Source organism: Paenibacillus taichungensis (assembly GCF_047302525.1).
Classification (GTDB): domain Bacteria; phylum Bacillota; class Bacilli; order Paenibacillales; family Paenibacillaceae; genus Paenibacillus; species Paenibacillus taichungensis_B.
The window spans coordinates 5,401,736-5,418,753 of the sequence record NZ_CP168020.1; the positions used below are offsets into that span (position 1 = coordinate 5,401,736).

Consider the following 17,018-nt stretch of genomic DNA (forward strand, 5'->3'; position numbering starts at 1 on the left):
ATTTATAGATTTATTTATCAACATAACCTATCCGTTAACTAGGTTTTATAGCATCATTCGGCACCTTCCGCATATGCAATCCGAATAGTTCATCCGGAGGCCCCATTCCTAGACTGTGCCGATTTTCAGCTCCCCAGTTTCTTAAGCCTCGGTTCCGACTTGCTCCCGGGCAGCCGTGTAACGATTCACCGGAATTTGTACCCCGAGATTGCCACGCAATGTGTCATGCTCGTATTCGGTACGATAGATGCCGCGCTCTTGCAGAATCGGAACAACCAACTCCACAAAATCGGACAATCCACTTGGCAGTTCGGAATGAATAATGAATCCATCCGCCGCTTCGGCTTCGAACCATTCCTGGATCTTGTCAGCCACCTGCTCCGGTGTTCCAAGGAATTTGCTCTTCGGTGTTGCTGCCCGCAGGGCTACTTCACGCAGCGTCAATCCCTGCTCCTTGGCATCCCGCTTGATTTTGTCCGTACCACTGCGGAAGCTGTTGCTGCCAATACCATTCAGCTCAGGGAATGGTTCATCCAGCGGATATTGGGAGAAGTCATGATGCTCGAAGAAACGTCCCAGGTAGTCCAGCGCTTTATCGATAGTCACCAAGCTGGCAATCTCCTGATATTTCAGTTCCGCTTCCTCTTCTGTCCGTCCAATGATTGGATTGATCCCTGGCAAAATGACGATATCCTGTGTGGAACGTCCATAGGTTGTTGCGCGGGTTTTGACATCTTTGTAGAAGGCCTGTGCATCCTCAATTGAATCATGTCCTGTGAAAACAGCATCCGCTTCTTTGGCAGCAAGGGTCTTGCCATCTTCTGAAGAACCTGCCTGGAAAATAACCGGCTGCCCCTGCTTTGAACGTGCAATGTTAAGTGGGCCCTGTACGGAGAAGAACTCTCCTTCATGATTGAGTGTGTGCAGCTTGGATGGATCGAAGAAAACGCCGCTTTCTTTGTCTCTTACAAAGGCATCGTCTTCCCACGAATCCCATAAGCCCTTGGTCACCTGCAAATATTCGGTTGCAATCCGGTAACGTTCCGGGTGAGTAGGATGGTTGCTTTTACTGTAGTTTTTGGCTGAACCTTCAAGCGGGGATGTAACCACGTTCCAACCAGCGCGGCCATTACTGATCAGATCAAGGGAACCGAACTGTCTGGCAACTGTGAATGGATCACTATAGGAGGTGGAAAGTGTTCCAACCAGACCGATCCGTGACGTAATGGCGGCCAGGGCGGACAACAAGCTGATTGGCTCAAATCGATTCAAGAAGTGAGGTATGGATTTCTCTGTAATATAAAGACCGTCAGCGATAAAAACGAGATCGAATTTGCCTTCTTCTGCCTTCAACGTCTGGCGTTTGTAAAATTCAAAATTCACACTGGCATCCGATTGAATCTCCGGGTGTCTCCAAGTCGTCATGCTGCCTCCTACACCGTGGACAATCGCTCCAAATTTCAAACTGCGCTGAGCCGTCATATTACATTCCGCCTTCCTTGGATTAGGATATATCAAGAAATTTCTAAAGTCCGATATGATATGGATTACGAATGAAGAAAATTCAAAAGTTAACTATTCCTATGAGTTTGGTCAGCTTTAATTTCACAAATCTTATCACTGCCCCGCACATCGGTCAACAGCGTTGCTTATAGAACTTTTCTATATAAGGATTGGATATCTGAATAAGAGGATGGATTAGAGCTTATAAAAGTCTCCGACTGCTGCACACTGATATGACAGCCTTTAGCAGCCGGAAACTGCTTTATCAAGAGATCCGCCACGTCCGGTCAGACTGCTGCTTCATCAGGCTGGGCGAGAAGTTCCGCCAGTTTCTCCAAATCAGGCTCAAGCAATGCTTCATACTTGCCGTCTCCACCTACCTCAATGACAGGTACATGTCGAATGCCATATTTGGCTTCAAGCACGTCCCTCAGCACATCGTTGCCTTGCACTTCGATGTTCTCAAAAGGCTGGTTGCGGGCCGTTAGGAATGCCTTAACCTCCCCGCAGAAATGACAGCCTGTTTTGCTCCAGAGCACTACTTTTTTCGATGTAGAAGACATCGGCATACCTCCTGATTGATTCATTGTCAGATCAGGATGGATTACCACCCAGACCATTAATTCCTATCTGTTAAATAAGAATTATGGCTATAAATGTACTCCTCACCTCTTCAAGCGTCAATGGATCTGCCAATAGAATAAACCTATAAGAGGATAGAAAGATTAAATTTTAAATTTGAAAAGAGCTCTGCAAGAGCTCCTTTAATCTTTGAACGTATCCCTAATCATGTTAAAGACTTGTTTGGCAAACGCTGTTGGGGTTTATGCATAATGCTCGTGTAAAAGTAAATCGTTAATCTTTCAATCGTTACATCTCATGATTCGCGATATATGTAAAGTTCGGATGCGGAAAGATGTGTAGCGTTACGATACGCTGTACATCATATTCCGCATCATGCTGTCGTGCCGATATACAAGGCAGCTGAACCCGGTCATTACAAATCTTCGTTCAAGAGCTGGGGAGGAGCAATAATGGGCCAGCCTTCTTCAATCGTACGCAATTGGTTCGCAGATACATGAACGATATGCCCGGATTGCACTCCCCACCGTTCCGCAGCATAAGGGGTTGCAAACCTCCTGCGTTTACTGCCACTAATCTGGTACCATATATCCCGCTCATTCGTCGCGGCAACAATCATGCCTTCCTCCAGCGCATCGCGGTTGCTTTGAACGGGTTGAGCATGAACATGACTTCTTTCCAGGGGCCAGCCCTGTACCTCACCCGCAGATATCAGTGGCTCACCTGCAGGTACCCCGAGCAGATCCGGTTTCGCAACCAGAACGGGAGAAATGCCGCGTGGAACGGGGATGTTCAGCTTGCGTCGCTGTCCACGCATCAATCGATAAACATCGCCCTTGATATCAGAGATGAAACAGCCCTCCGGGTAAAAGTCCGTGCTGCGTCTCAGCTTATGTGTTACATCGCTGCTGCCCTTGGTGGAAATGCGCTGTCGCAGATCAGGGGAGTCTGACTTGCCCTGGGGCGTCTTGTTTTCCTGCTGACTGGTCGACACCTTGGCATGCAGCGAGAGCCGGGAAGTATCGGCAACCAGCGCATGAGGATCTCCCCATTTTTGTGTATAAAACTGTTCGTTATCCTTATTCACGACTTCATAATCCTGTTCTCCCAGCCCCTTCATGCTTACACTTCCGTAGTGATGTATGAAGGCATCCCCGGCTACCCCCAGCCTGTATCCCGCCAGCTTCGCCCGGATGATCCAGTCGTCATCTTCAAAATTGCCCACGGCGTAACCTTCATCAAGATAACCTACCCGCTCCAGCAATTCCCGTGAGAATAGCCAGCAAAATCCGACCAGCCTTTCGGTCTCCCGATGTTTCGTGGCATCCGGACGATTATGTCGAGCAGCAAATGACCACATATCCTCCACTTCCCTGTACGGGACTTCAATCTGCTGATCTCCGCCAATGTAATTCGTAACCGGACCCACGACTCCCATCTCGGGATGACTGTCAAGACAGGTCATCATGTTTTCCAGCCAGCCCGGGGTGACCAGTGTATCGTTGTTCAGCACCACGATATGTCGACCCCTCGCCATCATCAGTCCATGATTGACACCGCCGGCAAAACCACGATTCTTATCCAGCGCAGCGACCCTTACCATGCCACCTTTGCGAAGCATGGCTTCCGCCGTGCCATCCTTTGACGCGTTATCCACAACGATAATTTCAAAGGGGGCCGGTGTATGCTTTTCAATACTGGAAACACATTGCAGCACATATTCGCGCTGGTTGTACGTCGGAATAATAATGCTTACGCCCTCAAATACCAGCCCGAATGAGCTTTCCCCCTGTCGCACGCCCTCATCATAGCCTTTATGGTAGCCCTGCTTATACAGTTTTGCGTTCTTGGCTGCCCGTTTACCTGAGCCTTGGCGTCTAATCTTCCTCCCACTACGGCTTCGAGCTGAGTGCAAAACAACGGTTTCGGATGACGATGCTTTCCGCTGTTTTGAACGTCTGCCTGATGTGCTCATGTTGCTTCCTCCATTTCCCCTCGTCCAAATGCGCGTTACGATGAACGTCACACCAGATCGTCCATTAGAGATGAAGCTCTCCTGTAACCAATTTGTCAGCCAAATGTCCAAAATCTATGGCAACCCGCCCCAGCTCACCAGCGATTCGGCGGCACAGAATGACGGCCGGAATTCCCGCTGCTACAAGAGCGATATCGAACGAATGCTCCGCAGTCTGCTGCATCACTCTCGGGATATCCGCAACCCCATCCACTGTTCCTATGATGCCTGTCACTTGTACCCCGCGACCGTTCAACAAGGCCCCGAGCTCTGCAGCTTGGCTTCCAATCAGCAGCACCCGGCGCCCCTGTACCACAGGCAACAACAGACCCGAATGATGCAGGCTGTAGTTAATCGTGGAACTGGTCAGATTCAGACGGGACCAGTCAATGCCGAAATGCCGCATTACTGGAAATAACAGTCCCTGAAAGGTGGGCGCACGCGAGATGGGGACACCTATCCAATCGGCGCCCCGAATGGCTTCCGCGAGCGTAGCGCGGATGTCCGGGGTGGAGCGTGGCACCCCTGCATAGGGCAGAAACGGTGCCAGCTCCTGCACTTGTTCGCCGGGCAGCACCGTGTCAGCTGCCAGGGTCAGCAGTTCGCCATCTCCGAGGCGAACGACGGACAGGGGGCGCTGCGCATCCAGCGCCCCCTGGATATGGACAGCCATCTCATGAGGGCTGGCCAGCCGGGTAAGGGTGGGCGCATATTGGCGAAATCCCGCCTCGATCAGATCTGCCGCCGCCACGGCAGGCAGAATATGATCAGGCGGGATGTGCTGCGCCACCAGCGCCTCCCCGCCCGCGAACACGCCGTCGCGGAAGCCCTCGGCGTAGCCGCTCTCAGGCGCTGCTGCCGGCTGCGCAGGTGGTAGTGCCCCTGCGCTTCCAGCATGCGCGGCAGCGCTTTCCCGCCCCGCGGGAGCGACACCGCCGTGCCGGTGTGTCGCTTGCTGCGGTGCTGGCCCGGGCGCACGCTGCGCAGCCGTGCGCTGTTTGGCGCGGGCGCCCCGCGGCGCAGCATGCCCGCGGCCTGCAGCTGCGCGCTTGCCCATTTTGGCGCGCGCCCCTTTACTGCCACGGCTCACGCGGGTGCTTGCACTGCCCCGCCCTTCGCCTGTTTTCACTCCCGTTTTGGCTCGTGCTCCTGCGCTCCCACCACGTCTTGCACCGGTACGTCCGCTGGCTTTGCCTTTCGGTTCTGCAAGAAGCTTGCGCCCTATTCTTGCGAGTTCCACACTTCCCTGCTTCACGCCTTTGTTTCTCCATACGTGATTCGAACTTGCTTTGGGCTGCACTCCCACAGATACGTGCCAGGAACCGGCATGACTGCCCAGTGTCTTCTTCCTGCCCAAGTCGCTGCGTTTTGCTACTCTCACGGCATTCCCTCCCTTGGCATGCACGAGGAGTGCCGCCGCTGCACAAAGCGCCGGAGCATTCTTCCGGCTCCGGCGCAGGTTGTTCTGCTCTCATGGGACCCCTCACAGCGGCAGCATCAGGCGCATATATTTTAGGGCAGTTGACCCTTCATGCGGATGGCTGCTTCCTGAAGCGATTGGAACGTCCCTGCATCACTCCAATATTTTTGCAAAATATCGTATTCCAGTCCTCCAGCTGCTGCATAATGATTGTTCACGTCCGTAATTTCGAGTTCTCCGCGTGCAGAGGGTGCAATGTTTTGAATGAGATCGAATACATGGTCATCATACATATATATGCCAGTAACACAATAAGAGGTCTTCGGATCACTCGGTTTTTCCTCAATGTATGAGATTCGTTCCGGATGTTGTGGATCAAACACCGGCACACCATACCGCCGTGCATCGTCCACTTCTTTGAGCAAGACACGAGCTGTACCCGCAGGCTGCTGCATATACTGATCCACATAAGGCTTCAAATCGTCGCTAAACAGATTGTCTCCCAGCAGCACAACGAACTTCTCTCCAGGAAGGATAAACGATGTCGCCAGATCCAATGCTTCGGCAATTCCGCCTGCCTTTTCCTGAATCCGATACGTTAGCTTGACGCCATGATCTGCTCCACCACCCAAATACTCCGTGTATAACCCAGCGGAATGTTTGTTGATCACTATCAATATCTCTTCAATGCCTGCCTGGCGGAGTCTGTCGATGCCATACATAATCATCGGATGCTTGCCGACTGGAATCAGATGCTTGTTAATCAGCCGGGTCAGAGGATACAGTCGTGTTCCTGTTCCGCCAGCAAGAATTACACCTTTCATTCCACTATCCCTCCTTCATCTGGTGTTTCAATATATTTAAGGGGATCGACATGCCATTTGTTGATAAAAATGGATCGATTGCGCTCAAGCAACTGTTTCCATGCTACAGGATCGGTCTTCAGGAAACTCGCGCTGCCGCGATGATGTACCAGGACATCCCCACATACCAGCAAACGATACCCTTTCTGGCAGGCCCTGTAGCAATAATCGTCATCTTCATAGTGTCCCGGCGAATAGACTTCGTCAAGCACACCAATGTCCTCCATCACACTTCGCCGCATGAGCATGCATAAGCCGACAATCCGTCTGACTTTCTTCCATCTGGAAGAGTCGACTATATTGTTGGCAGCAGCCAGTTCCTGAAAATGTGCCATGTCCCGGAACTCAAGTTCCACCTGCTGGATGCCACTTGCATAGTTCGTCATAGGACCTGTAATGCCAATGTTTTCATCACTGTAGAGGGCAGCCCGCAGATTTTCAAGCCAGTGGGAGGTAACCGTAACATCATTATTCAGCAGCAACAGCTCATCACCACATGCTGCACGGAGTCCGGCATTGCAAGCAGCCGGGAAACCCCGATTGTCCGGTAATCGGACAAAACGAATTCGTTCCCGGGCACAATACGTTGCCGTTCCATCAACCGAGCCATTATCCACAACGATGATTTCATATGACGTATGACGATCAGTATATTTTCGAATGGCATCGATACATGGCTTCAGCAGATCCAGTCCGTTGTACGTCGGAATAATAATACTCGTCAGTGTCATCTGGCGTTCCTCCTGTAGGCCACTTCGGCACGGGAAATGGATCGGGCTTGTGACTTATTGCCGCCCATATCCAGCCAGGTTGCAATCGCCTCCAGATGGTCGCCAATAATCAATCGGGCGACTTCGTTGCCGCTGCCCATATTGGTGGAACGCAGGCGATTGGAACGAATGACATCCACCTGACTGGGTGCAGTCACTTTTAATCCGTGCTGAATGGCTAGACTTTGCGCCTTGGGAGGAACGGCCAGCGCCTCCGGTTTTACGATCTGGATCATGTTACGCGAGAGGGCATGAGGTACGGCCGTCAACGAATTAGAACCCAGATCCGATCGATTAAGCACTCGGTTGAGATATGCTTTGATCCGACTCACTTCATCCTGGCGGGCAAATGGAGGCAATAGGGATGAAAGATTGTTCAGCGCCACATCATCTCCCCGGTCGACCGCATACAGAAACGGGGCGAGTTGCTCTGCCGGGACGATCATATCCCCATCCACAAAGAGAAGGGTCTCCGCCTCCGTCATCTTGGCCCCTAAGGCGCGGCCCACATCATGTCCCGCCCGGTCAGGTTCATAGACCAGCGTGATACCAGACTGTTCAAGCACCTGTGTCAGACTGTTGTCCGTTGTTCCATTCAATACCACAACGATATCTGTCAGCGGTAACCGTTTCAGTTGTACAAGTACTTTCCCTAGCGTAAGTTCCTCATTGCAGGCACAGACGACTGCAGCAGCAGGTTTATTAAGGGCAAGTGGAATGATATTCAATGAACGTCCCGCAGCGTGACCATAACCCTGCATGAATGCTTTCCCTGCCTGCATTGCAGCAGAATAGCCCCTTAGCTCCGCTGAGATCGCAGCCTCATACTCCTGCCATGTAGAATGTGCATGTTGTTCAATCGATTGCTCATTTTCCAACGTCTTGCGTCCGGCCCGTTGCCCTGCGCTGAATGCTTCATGAAATACGGACTTGTTCGTTGTCGACCTACTCGCTGCTGCATTCTTTAGCAGCGATTTAGTCATGCTCTTCCTGCCCTTGTTTCTGGCTCTGTTCCTTGTTGTTCGTCTGCCTGCTGTCCGCTGACGACGGACGCCCCCTGAACGCTCCTTCATTTTCTCACCTCCAGCATGTTGCATCTTTTGACGAAGTTTCTTTCTGAATTTATGCAACATGCTCACCTCGTCAGGCTACGAACACGCTGCAGATCGGAATGTCCTCCGCGTGGACCAAGCGTATCGGTTATCCACCTGATCGCTGTCAGATGGTCATTCCATACCACTTGACTGAGCGGGTCAGTTCCACTTCGTTTCTTGACTCGAACTGCATTCATTTTGCCTACAGGCACATGATGAACGGCACGCACCTTCAACCCGCTGGTAACCGCCTTTGCATGTGCCAACGGTGGAATCTCCAGTGTGTCCGTACCAATCAATTCAAGTGCCCTGCGATTTAATGCATGTGGAATGGCTGTCATGGAAGCCCCTCGCAGATCAGGTCTGGCGAGCATGCTGTTCAGCGCATGTTTGGCCTCTACCACAGGGTGAACAGGGGTACGTGCCACCGGTCCGTTATAATCATTAAGTGCCACATCCGTCCCATCCAGAATCGCTCGCACATAAGGCGCGAGATGTTCTGCCGGAATTGGAATGTCTGCATCCGTGAACAACAGCACCCTGCCACGAGCTGCCGCTGCACCGATTCTTCTTCCTCCATCATGCCCCAAAGCTTCGACATAACGAAGCACCTGCGCCCCCGCCTTTTTTGCCACTGCTGCCGTCCCATCCGTTGAACCATTCACAATAACTAGCACTTCAGCATCACGGCATATACGCAGCGCCTGACGGACGACTGCACCAATGGTTCGCTCTTCATTCATGGCAGGTATAATGACCGAAAGCAGTGGTTTATGCGAGTTCGTCGAATCCTGTGCAAGTGTCTCGCTCATCGCATGCTCAGCTCCGAATGCAGGCAATTCCGTTTGCTCCACGGGTGGAATTACGTACTTGTAGGCCTTTGTACCCTTTTTATAAGCAGATTTCAAACGACCCTTCTTTAATTGAGCTTTTCTTTGTGCCAGATTCAATTTGGCTGCATAAAAAGCTGTATTTCCGCGTTTTTGCAACACAGTCACCTCCCGGGTGTACATCATCGGCATGCAAAGGGAGTACACGTTATTCTATGTATTCATGAAGCAGTGGAAACGGCGTATGTCCTTGAACCAAGCAGGTTCTGTCTGCCACCAGGCTCAGTCAATCCATTTATTTAGACATAATTCGTCAAAATATGCGAAATATGCTATGGCTCCCCTACTTCAGACACAATTTTAAAAAAAATTTAAAATTGCATCTTTTCCAAACTTTTACATTGTGATAATATACGTTGCAAGCAGTCAATTGACAAAAAAATCCTAACGAGGAACGCACGTTCTTTCAAAATTTTTTTTATTCCTGTTAATTGACCTTAGGTTAATTATGCATGCAGGAGGATACAGGAGACTGTGTTTTCGCTTTGTTGCATGTACCTTGAAAGGAGTGATGCCGTTCAATTCGTAATTCAGTTTTTGTTATGTGAACCCGGAACGAACACCCCGGCTCCGTAAGAACATCTTCTGCTTCGCAAGTGGACAAGACCCCTGGCATCTGAAAGAGGAACCACACTGAACGATTAAGCCTCATGGCTGAACCGAATAAACGGTACTCCTTTGACACGCCCAACCACAGGCATACAGGCTCTGCCGACTTTGTTCCATATCGTTTCTTGTCGTATTCCACGTTTCAGATTCAGCCCCACACTCCGCGCTGCCCAAGTTGCAGACGGAACTCCAACCGAGATTGGCATAATCATGTATTTTCCAAAAAATCATATTGAGAATGGGAGAGTTTACTATGAAATTTGCTAAAGTTATGCCAACAATTCTTGGAGGAGCACTTTTGCTCGCTTCCGTATCGTCTGCTGCTGCAGCTCCATTGTCTGATCAGTCCATTCCATTGCAGGCCCCTTATGCCTCTGAGGAGGGTATCCAGTTGAACAGCGGCTCTGACGAAACGATCTTCAATTTCCTTGGACAACAGGAACAATTCCTGAATTCCGACGTGAAATCCCAACTCAAAATTATTAAAAGAACTACGGACACCTCTGGTGTAAGACACTTCCGCCTGAAACAATACATTAAGGGAATTCCAGTCTACGGTGCCGAGCAAACGATCCACCTAGACAAAACAGGCCAGGTTTCATCCGCACTTGGAGATCTCCCACCGGTTGAAGAACAAGCCATCCCTAATGACGGTGTCGCTGAAATTAGTGCAGAAGATGCGATCAAGATTGCATCGGAAGAAGCCACTTCCCGCGTTGGAGAGCTTGGCGAACCACAGAAAACCCCTGAAGCCGAGTTGAACATTTACCACAATGAAGAGGACAACCAAACCTACCTTGTTTACATTACCGAAGTCAATGTGCTTGAACCAGCCCCATTGCGTACCAAATATTTCGTGAATGCCATTGACGGCAGTATCGTTTCACAATATGACCTCATCAACTTCGCAACAGGAACAGGTACAGGTGTACTTGGTGATACCAAAACTCTTACAACCACCCAATCCGGCAGTACCTTCCAACTGAAAGACACCACTCGTGGCAAAGGGATTGAAACCTACACCGCAAGCAATCGCTCCACCATTCCAGGTACTCTCCTGACAGATTCCGATAATGTATGGACCGATCGTGCCGGAGTAGATGCCCATGCCTATGCTGCTGCCACGTATGATTTCTACAAAAACAAATTCAACCGTAACGGTCTGGATGGCAACGGTTTGCTGATCAAATCCACGGTACATTACGGCTCCAACTACAACAACGCTTTCTGGAACGGTGTACAAATCGTTTTTGGTGATGGAGACGGTACAACCTTCACTTCCCTGTCCGGTGATCTGGACGTAGTTGGTCACGAATTGACTCACGGTGTCATTGAGAACACAGCCAATCTGGAGTACCGCAATGAGCCGGGTGCATTGAACGAAGCCTTCGCAGATATCTTCGGCAACACCATCCAAAGCAAAAACTGGTTGATCGGTGATGACATTTACACACCTAACATTTCAGGCGATGCACTGCGCTCCCTTTCCAACCCTACATTGTATGGACAACCTGACAAATACAGTGACCGTTATACTGGAACAGCAGACAACGGCGGCGTTCATACCAACAGCGGTATCATCAACAAAGCGTACTATCTTGCAGCTCAAGGCGGCACGCATAACGGTGTGACTGTAACTGGAATTGGACGCGATAAAGCCATTCAAATCTTCTATAGCACACTCGTGAACTACCTGACGCCAACATCCAAATTTGCTGCGGCAAAAACAGCCACCATTCAAGCAGCCAAAGATCTGTACGGTGCAACTTCCGCTGAGGTTACTGCGATTACCAAAGCTTATCAAGCTGTAGGACTGTAAAAACACATTTGTTGTTGAACTCATATTAAATCGTTCAGACACCCCTCATCGTCCGAGCGGAGCAAGCTTATATATGAAAAAAAGCGGTGTCCCGGACAAATCCGGGAACCGCTTTTGTCTATTTAAACATGTGAAATCATTCGTCTACAGTTATCTTGAATGAAAACACATGATCCCGCACTCTTACACGGAAGGCCCGGCGGCAATCCATGACAACAAACCATAGGTGTGTGTGGAGCCCGCAGTACGTGACACTTCCAGTACGGCTTCATCTTCACTCTGGGAGAGGAGCGACACCTGAAATCCCCGATCATTACACATGGCTACAATCACATAATGCTCCGATATAAACGACTCCTCAAAGGCCACCGTTACTTCCACACATTCTTCATCCTCAGGCAATATAAAGGCCTCCATACCGAACTGCTGCACGACAGGCTGACGGCTGACACTCCGTACAGGCTGGAATGCCAGATGTTTGGCCTGAACGGCTCCGGATTGCAGCTGATTGCTACCCACCGCTTCATCACACAAATGTTCCTGCGTAACCGATTGAGGGTCGAGCTTATACTCTACAATATTGTCAGTCTCTTGTGGCTGTTCGATATAAGACGGATTAGTCTGAGCTGTATCATCTGTCGTCAATGAATCTGCCAATGACTCTATCCACTGCTCCGTCTGACCCAGCTGCTCTTGCTGTTCCCCCAGCTGCTCTTGCTGTTCCCCAAGCTCCTGATTCGATGTCTGGTGAATCTGTGTTTCCTCCAGACCGGCAATCGGCAGTGCCTCGACGATTGCTTGCTGTGATAGCTGTACAACCTCACTTTCTGCTTGAAGCAATGCCTCTTGTCTTTTGATAGCTGCCAGCTGCCCCAGCGTTTCTCCACTGAACTGACGAATCGCATTCCATATCTCTTCGCTCAAATGCGCCGGACCTACAATGCCCGCATTCAAGTGATTAGAGGTAATACTTTGTTCACTCAGTTTGCTGCCGTTCACGCTACCATCTGCCAATTTGGCACTTGTGACGGACCCATTTTGCAGATGGATCCCACTTACCGATTCCTCTTCCAGATGGGTTGTGCGAATACTGCGTTCTTGAATATGATCAGCAAGAATCGTTCCATCTTGAATATGCCGAGATTGCACACTTTTGTCTGCCATGTGGACAGCCGATACCGCACCTTCAAGCAATTTATTGCCGTTTACACTGCTGTCGGCCAGTTTGGCACTTGTTATGGAACCATTGTGCAGGTGAATCGCACTTACCGATTCCGCTTTGAGGTGGGAGATCCCAATGCTGCGCTCTTGAATATGGTCAGCATGAATCGCTCTCTCTTGGATATGACGGGATTGCACACTTCCATTTGCAATATGGACATCCGACACCGCATCTTCAAGCAATTTGCTGCTGCTCACACTGCCATCGACCAGTTTGGCACTCGTTACAGACCCATTTTGCAGATGAATTGCACTTATTGCTTCCTCTTCCAGATGGGATGTGCCTATGCTGTGCTCCTGAATATGGTCAGCAAGGATCGCTCCTGCCTGGATATGGCGAGTTTGCACACTTTCCGATGCGATATGAATCCCCGATACAGCATCTTCGAGCAATTTGCTGCCGTTTATGCTACCGTCGGCCAGTTTAGCAATCGTTACGGACCCATTTTGCAGATGAACCGCACTTACTGCTTCCTCTTCCAAATGGGATGTGCCTATGCTGCGCTCCTGAATATGATCAGCATGAATGGCTCCTGCCTGAATATGCCCGGATTGCACACTTTCCGATGCGATATGAATCCCGGATACCGTACCTTCGAGTAACTTGCTGCCGTTTATACTGCCGTCCGCCAGTTTGGCACTCGTAACAGATCCATTTTGCAAATGGATTGCACTTACCGACTCCTCTTCCAAATGGGCTGTGCCTATGCTGCGCTCTTGAATATGACCAGCAAGGATTGCTCCCTCCTGAATATGACGGGATTGCACACTATCGTCTGCAATGTGGATATCCGATACCACTCCTTCAAGCAACTTGCTGCCGTTTACACTGCCGTCGGCTAACTTGGCACTTGTTACAGATCCATTTTGCAGATGAATGGCACTTACTGCGTCCTCTTCCAAATGAAATGTGCCTATGCTCCGCTCTTGAATATGGTCAGCAAGGATCGCTCCTTCCTGGATATGGCGGGACTGCACACTTTCGGACGCGATATGGACCCCCGACACCGCATCTTCGAGCAACTTGCTGCCGTTTACACTGCCGTCGGCGAGTTTGGCACTTATGACGGACCCATTTTGCAGGTGAATCGCACTTACTGCTTCCTCTTCCAGATGGGTTGTGCCTATGCTTCGCTCCTGAATATGGTCAGCATGGATGGACCCTTCCTGAATATGCCCGGATTGCACGCTTTCGGATGCGATATGGATCCCCGATACCGTACCTTCGAGCAATTTACTGCCGTTTATACTGCCGTCCGCCAGTTTGTCACTCGTTACAGATCCATTTTGCAAATGAACCGCACTTACTGACTCCTCATCCAGATGAATTGAGCCAATGCTGCACTCTTGAATATGATCAGCAAGAATTGCTCCTTCTTGGATATGGCGGGTTTGCACACTTTCGTCTGCAATGTGGGTAGCCGATACTGTCCCTGCGGCTAATTTGCTGCCATCAACACTACCACTCGCCAGTTTGGAGCGTGTTACAGACTCATCCTGTAATATAATCGTACTTACCGCTTCTTCTTCCAGATGAGACGTTCCGATGCTGCGTTCATGGATATGATGAGGAAGAATCTCACCATCTTGAATATGACGAGAATGTACAGCTCCTTGCTGCAGGTGAACAGCACTTGTCGACTCTGCCTGAAGATGCAAACCACTGATCAAACCTGGCTGAAGATGAGCCGCTGTAATTGATAAAGGTGCCAGATGGTCTGTTTCGACAGATCCAGGTGCCAAGTGATGGGATGTGACCACCTGTTCAGCAATATGCTCCTCATGAATGATATCTGCCTTCAGATGCTGTGAGCTCACTACTTGAGCTCCCAAATGCTCAGACTTCACGCTTCCTTCAACCAGATGGACGGATTGCACAACGGATGGCTGCAAGTGCTCGCTACCTACAGCAGCCTGTTGTAATTCTGTCCCGGATACTGAGTCTGCTGTCAAATGGTCCGCAGTTACGGACCCATGCCGCAGTTTGTTGCCAGTAATACTGCCATCGGCGAATAATTCTGGTGAACGTATTTCCTCCGACAAATGTTCCAGTGAAACGGCATGCTGCTTCAGGTGATAACCGCGAATGGTTCCTGCTGGAATATGTTTGGCGTTAATGCTTTCTGCCATAATCTTGGAAGAAGTTACGCTGCCGTCTGCCAATTTAGCTGACGTGACAGCAAAATCCGCCAGTTTATCTGTAGCAACACTCTCTGGTGAGAGCTTGGGGGAGGTAACCGCATGATCTGCCAGATGTGGCGGAAAAATGGACCCACCAGCCAGCTGGACTGAAGTTACACTACCAGGAGCCAATTTGTCTGCTGTGACCGCCGCCCGTGCAATAGCGTCCGTTTCAACACTGCCCGGCTGAAGATGAGGTACACCTACGGCATGTTCTGTCAGGTGCTCCGATTTCACTGCATAAGGTCTCAGGGCCTCGGATCCCACGCTGCCTGGAGCCAGATGTGTACCTGTGACTCCACCGCTCGCAAGATGCGAGGATATGACACTTCCCGGGGCAAGCACTCTGCTGCTAACCGATGCCGTTCCAAGTTTTTCTGTTGTCACACTTCCATCCGCGAGCTTAACGTCTGTAACGGCAGCCTCCTGCAATTCATACGTACCTACGGCCGACTCTGCAAGATGCCGCTCAGACACCACGCCATCTGCGAGAGCATCTCCGGACACACTTCCAGTAGATAGATGGGTTGCCTCGATGCTTCCACTTGCAATGTGAATGGAGTGAATTGCGGAATTGTCCACATGTACCGGCGTGATTCCACGATTCGCAATGTGTTCCGCACGAATAGACCCTTTGGCAAGATGTTTACCCTGTACGGCTTCATCCGCAATTTTGGAAGAAATGACGCTCTGATCAGAGATCTTGGAGGCCGTAATTGACTGTTCCAGCAATTTTGCTGTTCCAACAGACTGGTCTGCCAGTTTGCTGCTGGTTACTGCACCTTCCGTCAAATGCTCACTGCCCACTTCTCCATTGCCAATCTGCTCCTTGCCAACTGCATGAGCGCGAATCTGGCTTGAACCGATTGAACCGTCCAGTAGATGTCTTCCACTTAGCGAACCCTCAGCTAAATGTCTTGTTTGTATGGAACCATCCTCAATCTGGTCACTTCCAATACTGCCATTAGATAGTTGTGAACGACCGACAGCCCCTTCTGCCAGATGTGTCTGTTTAACAGCACCTGCCTGAATATGGTGAGACTCGATGGATAGTTCTTCGATTTTGCTGCCTGTGACAGCACCTTCACGAATTTTGGATGTAGTCACCGCATCGTCAGCCAGTTTGGAGGTATGCACAGCTCCTCCCGTGAGATGCCTTGTATCCACGCCGCTAATCGCGATCTTGTCTCCAGTTACAGAATGATTCTTGATTAATTCTTCCGTAACCAGCATGCGGCTGAGATGTCTTGTGCCGATGGAACCGTCGGCAATTTTGGCTGAATCGATTACCTGGTTGCCAAGCTTCTGAGAAGTAATGCTGCCATCTCTGATTTTCTCACCAGCAATAGAAGCATTTCGTATTTTGTGACCGGACACGGAGCCGTCAATCAGGTGCTCCTCGGATACAGACGCTTCCGCAAGTTTCGCGGAAACAATTGCCCCGTCTGCAATGTGAATGCTGGTCACCGCATAATCCTGCAATGCTTCACTGCCGACCGCATCCGGTTTCAGCTTGGAAGCGTCCACAGAGAACGGAGCCAGTTTGCTCTCCGTGACAGCAAATTCACTCAAGTCATCCGTGTAGATATAGTGTCCGGTATGACCCGGCATCTGGTTCTGGTTCAGGATCTGCAGCCGGTCCTTGCTTACTGTCTCCTGTTTGTTGATGCCCTGCTCTTCTTCCAGAGCAAGCGGAGCCACGCTGCTGACCTGAATCTGCTTTTCCGGGCTATCTTGCGTCTCGACTTCCTTGCTATCAGACTCTACGGGTTCCGGCTTGATGATTTTGTCTACGATCTCTAGGTCTTCCAGCTCGTTCGTTGTAGCAGGTAGTTCCGTTGATTCGGATAGGAAATCTTCTGATGCCTGAATGGCCCTCGAAACTCGTTTATTTGTATTCAAGCGTTCTTCCCTATTCAGAGTGAAACCTGAGTTCATTGTATCTGACCGTCGATTGGTCAGTTCCAGTTCCTTAAATTTGGGACTCACATGCCGCAGTTTCGGCGTAGGAACCTTCTTATTGCCTTTTTTACTCATGCAGCTAGCTCCTTC

General features: G+C 50.3%; 11 protein-coding genes. 1 reads left to right on the forward strand and 10 read right to left on the reverse strand.

Features of this window, described 5'->3' with window-relative positions:
* Positions 1-141 precede the first annotated feature (141 nt).
* The 9 genes from ACDJ58_RS24415 to ACDJ58_RS24455 form a co-directional block, all read right to left on the reverse strand.
* Positions 142-1,482 (reverse strand): LLM class flavin-dependent oxidoreductase, encoded by a 1,341-nt coding sequence (locus ACDJ58_RS24415; protein WP_413373403.1) that lies wholly within the window; start codon positions 1,480-1,482, stop codon positions 142-144.
* A gap of 308 nt (positions 1,483-1,790) precedes the next feature.
* Complete coding sequence (locus ACDJ58_RS24420; RefSeq protein WP_063566643.1) at positions 1,791-2,066, reverse strand: glutaredoxin family protein; 276 nt, start codon at positions 2,064-2,066, stop codon at positions 1,791-1,793.
* Between the two features lie 434 nt (positions 2,067-2,500).
* Positions 2,501-4,060 (reverse strand): glycosyltransferase family 2 protein, encoded by a 1,560-nt coding sequence (locus ACDJ58_RS24425; RefSeq protein ID WP_413373405.1) that lies wholly within the window; start codon positions 4,058-4,060, stop codon positions 2,501-2,503.
* A 64-nt stretch (positions 4,061-4,124) separates the two neighbouring features.
* Positions 4,125-5,480: a GT-D fold domain-containing glycosyltransferase gene (locus ACDJ58_RS24430; RefSeq protein ID WP_413373407.1), complete on the reverse strand. Its 1,356-nt coding sequence runs from the start codon at positions 5,478-5,480 to the stop codon at positions 4,125-4,127.
* Between the two features lie 131 nt (positions 5,481-5,611).
* Positions 5,612-6,343 (reverse strand): sugar phosphate nucleotidyltransferase, encoded by a 732-nt coding sequence (locus tag ACDJ58_RS24435; RefSeq protein ID WP_413373409.1) that lies wholly within the window; start codon positions 6,341-6,343, stop codon positions 5,612-5,614.
* On the reverse strand, positions 6,340-7,113 hold the full coding sequence (locus tag ACDJ58_RS24440; RefSeq protein ID WP_413373411.1) for a glycosyltransferase family 2 protein: 774 nt from the start codon (positions 7,111-7,113) through the stop codon (positions 6,340-6,342). Before ACDJ58_RS24440 ends, ACDJ58_RS24435 begins: the two co-directional genes overlap by 4 nt.
* Positions 7,110-8,225: a glycosyltransferase family A protein gene (locus ACDJ58_RS24445; protein ID WP_413373413.1), complete on the reverse strand. Its 1,116-nt coding sequence runs from the start codon at positions 8,223-8,225 to the stop codon at positions 7,110-7,112. The genes ACDJ58_RS24440 and ACDJ58_RS24445 overlap by 4 nt, the downstream gene beginning before the upstream one ends.
* A gap of 62 nt (positions 8,226-8,287) precedes the next feature.
* Positions 8,288-9,235 (reverse strand): glycosyltransferase family 2 protein, encoded by a 948-nt coding sequence (locus ACDJ58_RS24450; RefSeq protein WP_413373415.1) that lies wholly within the window; start codon positions 9,233-9,235, stop codon positions 8,288-8,290.
* Between the two features lie 542 nt (positions 9,236-9,777).
* Positions 9,778-9,957 (reverse strand): hypothetical protein, encoded by a 180-nt coding sequence (locus ACDJ58_RS24455; protein WP_413373417.1) that lies wholly within the window; start codon positions 9,955-9,957, stop codon positions 9,778-9,780.
* A 41-nt stretch (positions 9,958-9,998) separates the two neighbouring features.
* Here ACDJ58_RS24455 and ACDJ58_RS24460 point away from each other — a divergent pair, with 41 nt between their 5' ends.
* Positions 9,999-11,564, forward strand: a complete 1,566-nt coding sequence (locus tag ACDJ58_RS24460) for a M4 family metallopeptidase (RefSeq protein ID WP_413373419.1) — start codon at positions 9,999-10,001, stop codon at positions 11,562-11,564.
* A gap of 183 nt (positions 11,565-11,747) precedes the next feature.
* On the opposite strand, the gene ACDJ58_RS24465 is transcribed toward ACDJ58_RS24460, so the two are convergent.
* Positions 11,748-17,003, reverse strand: coding sequence for a WIAG-tail domain (locus ACDJ58_RS24465; RefSeq protein WP_413373421.1), 5,256 nt, complete (start codon positions 17,001-17,003; stop codon positions 11,748-11,750).
* Positions 17,004-17,018: the final 15 nt, after the last annotated feature.

Bases quoted from the DNA above. Each gene is read 5' to 3' on its own strand.
- ACDJ58_RS24420 (WP_063566643.1), bottom strand. From the start codon at position 2,066: ATGTCTTCTACATCGAAAAAAGTAGTGCTCTGGAGCAAAACAGGCTGT.
- ACDJ58_RS24455 (WP_413373417.1), bottom strand. From the start codon at position 9,957: ATGATTATGCCAATCTCGGTTGGAGTTCCGTCTGCAACTTGGGCAGCG.
- ACDJ58_RS24415 (WP_413373403.1), bottom strand. From the start codon at position 1,482: ATGACGGCTCAGCGCAGTTTGAAATTTGGAGCGATTGTCCACGGTGTA.
- ACDJ58_RS24445 (WP_413373413.1), bottom strand. From the start codon at position 8,225: ATGAAGGAGCGTTCAGGGGGCGTCCGTCGTCAGCGGACAGCAGGCAGA.
- ACDJ58_RS24465 (WP_413373421.1), bottom strand. From the start codon at position 17,003: ATGAGTAAAAAAGGCAATAAGAAGGTTCCTACGCCGAAACTGCGGCAT.
- ACDJ58_RS24440 (WP_413373411.1), bottom strand. From the start codon at position 7,113: ATGACACTGACGAGTATTATTATTCCGACGTACAACGGACTGGATCTG.
- ACDJ58_RS24425 (WP_413373405.1), bottom strand. From the start codon at position 4,060: ATGAGCACATCAGGCAGACGTTCAAAACAGCGGAAAGCATCGTCATCC.
- ACDJ58_RS24435 (WP_413373409.1), bottom strand. From the start codon at position 6,343: ATGAAAGGTGTAATTCTTGCTGGCGGAACAGGAACACGACTGTATCCT.
- ACDJ58_RS24460 (WP_413373419.1), top strand. From the start codon at position 9,999: ATGAAATTTGCTAAAGTTATGCCAACAATTCTTGGAGGAGCACTTTTG.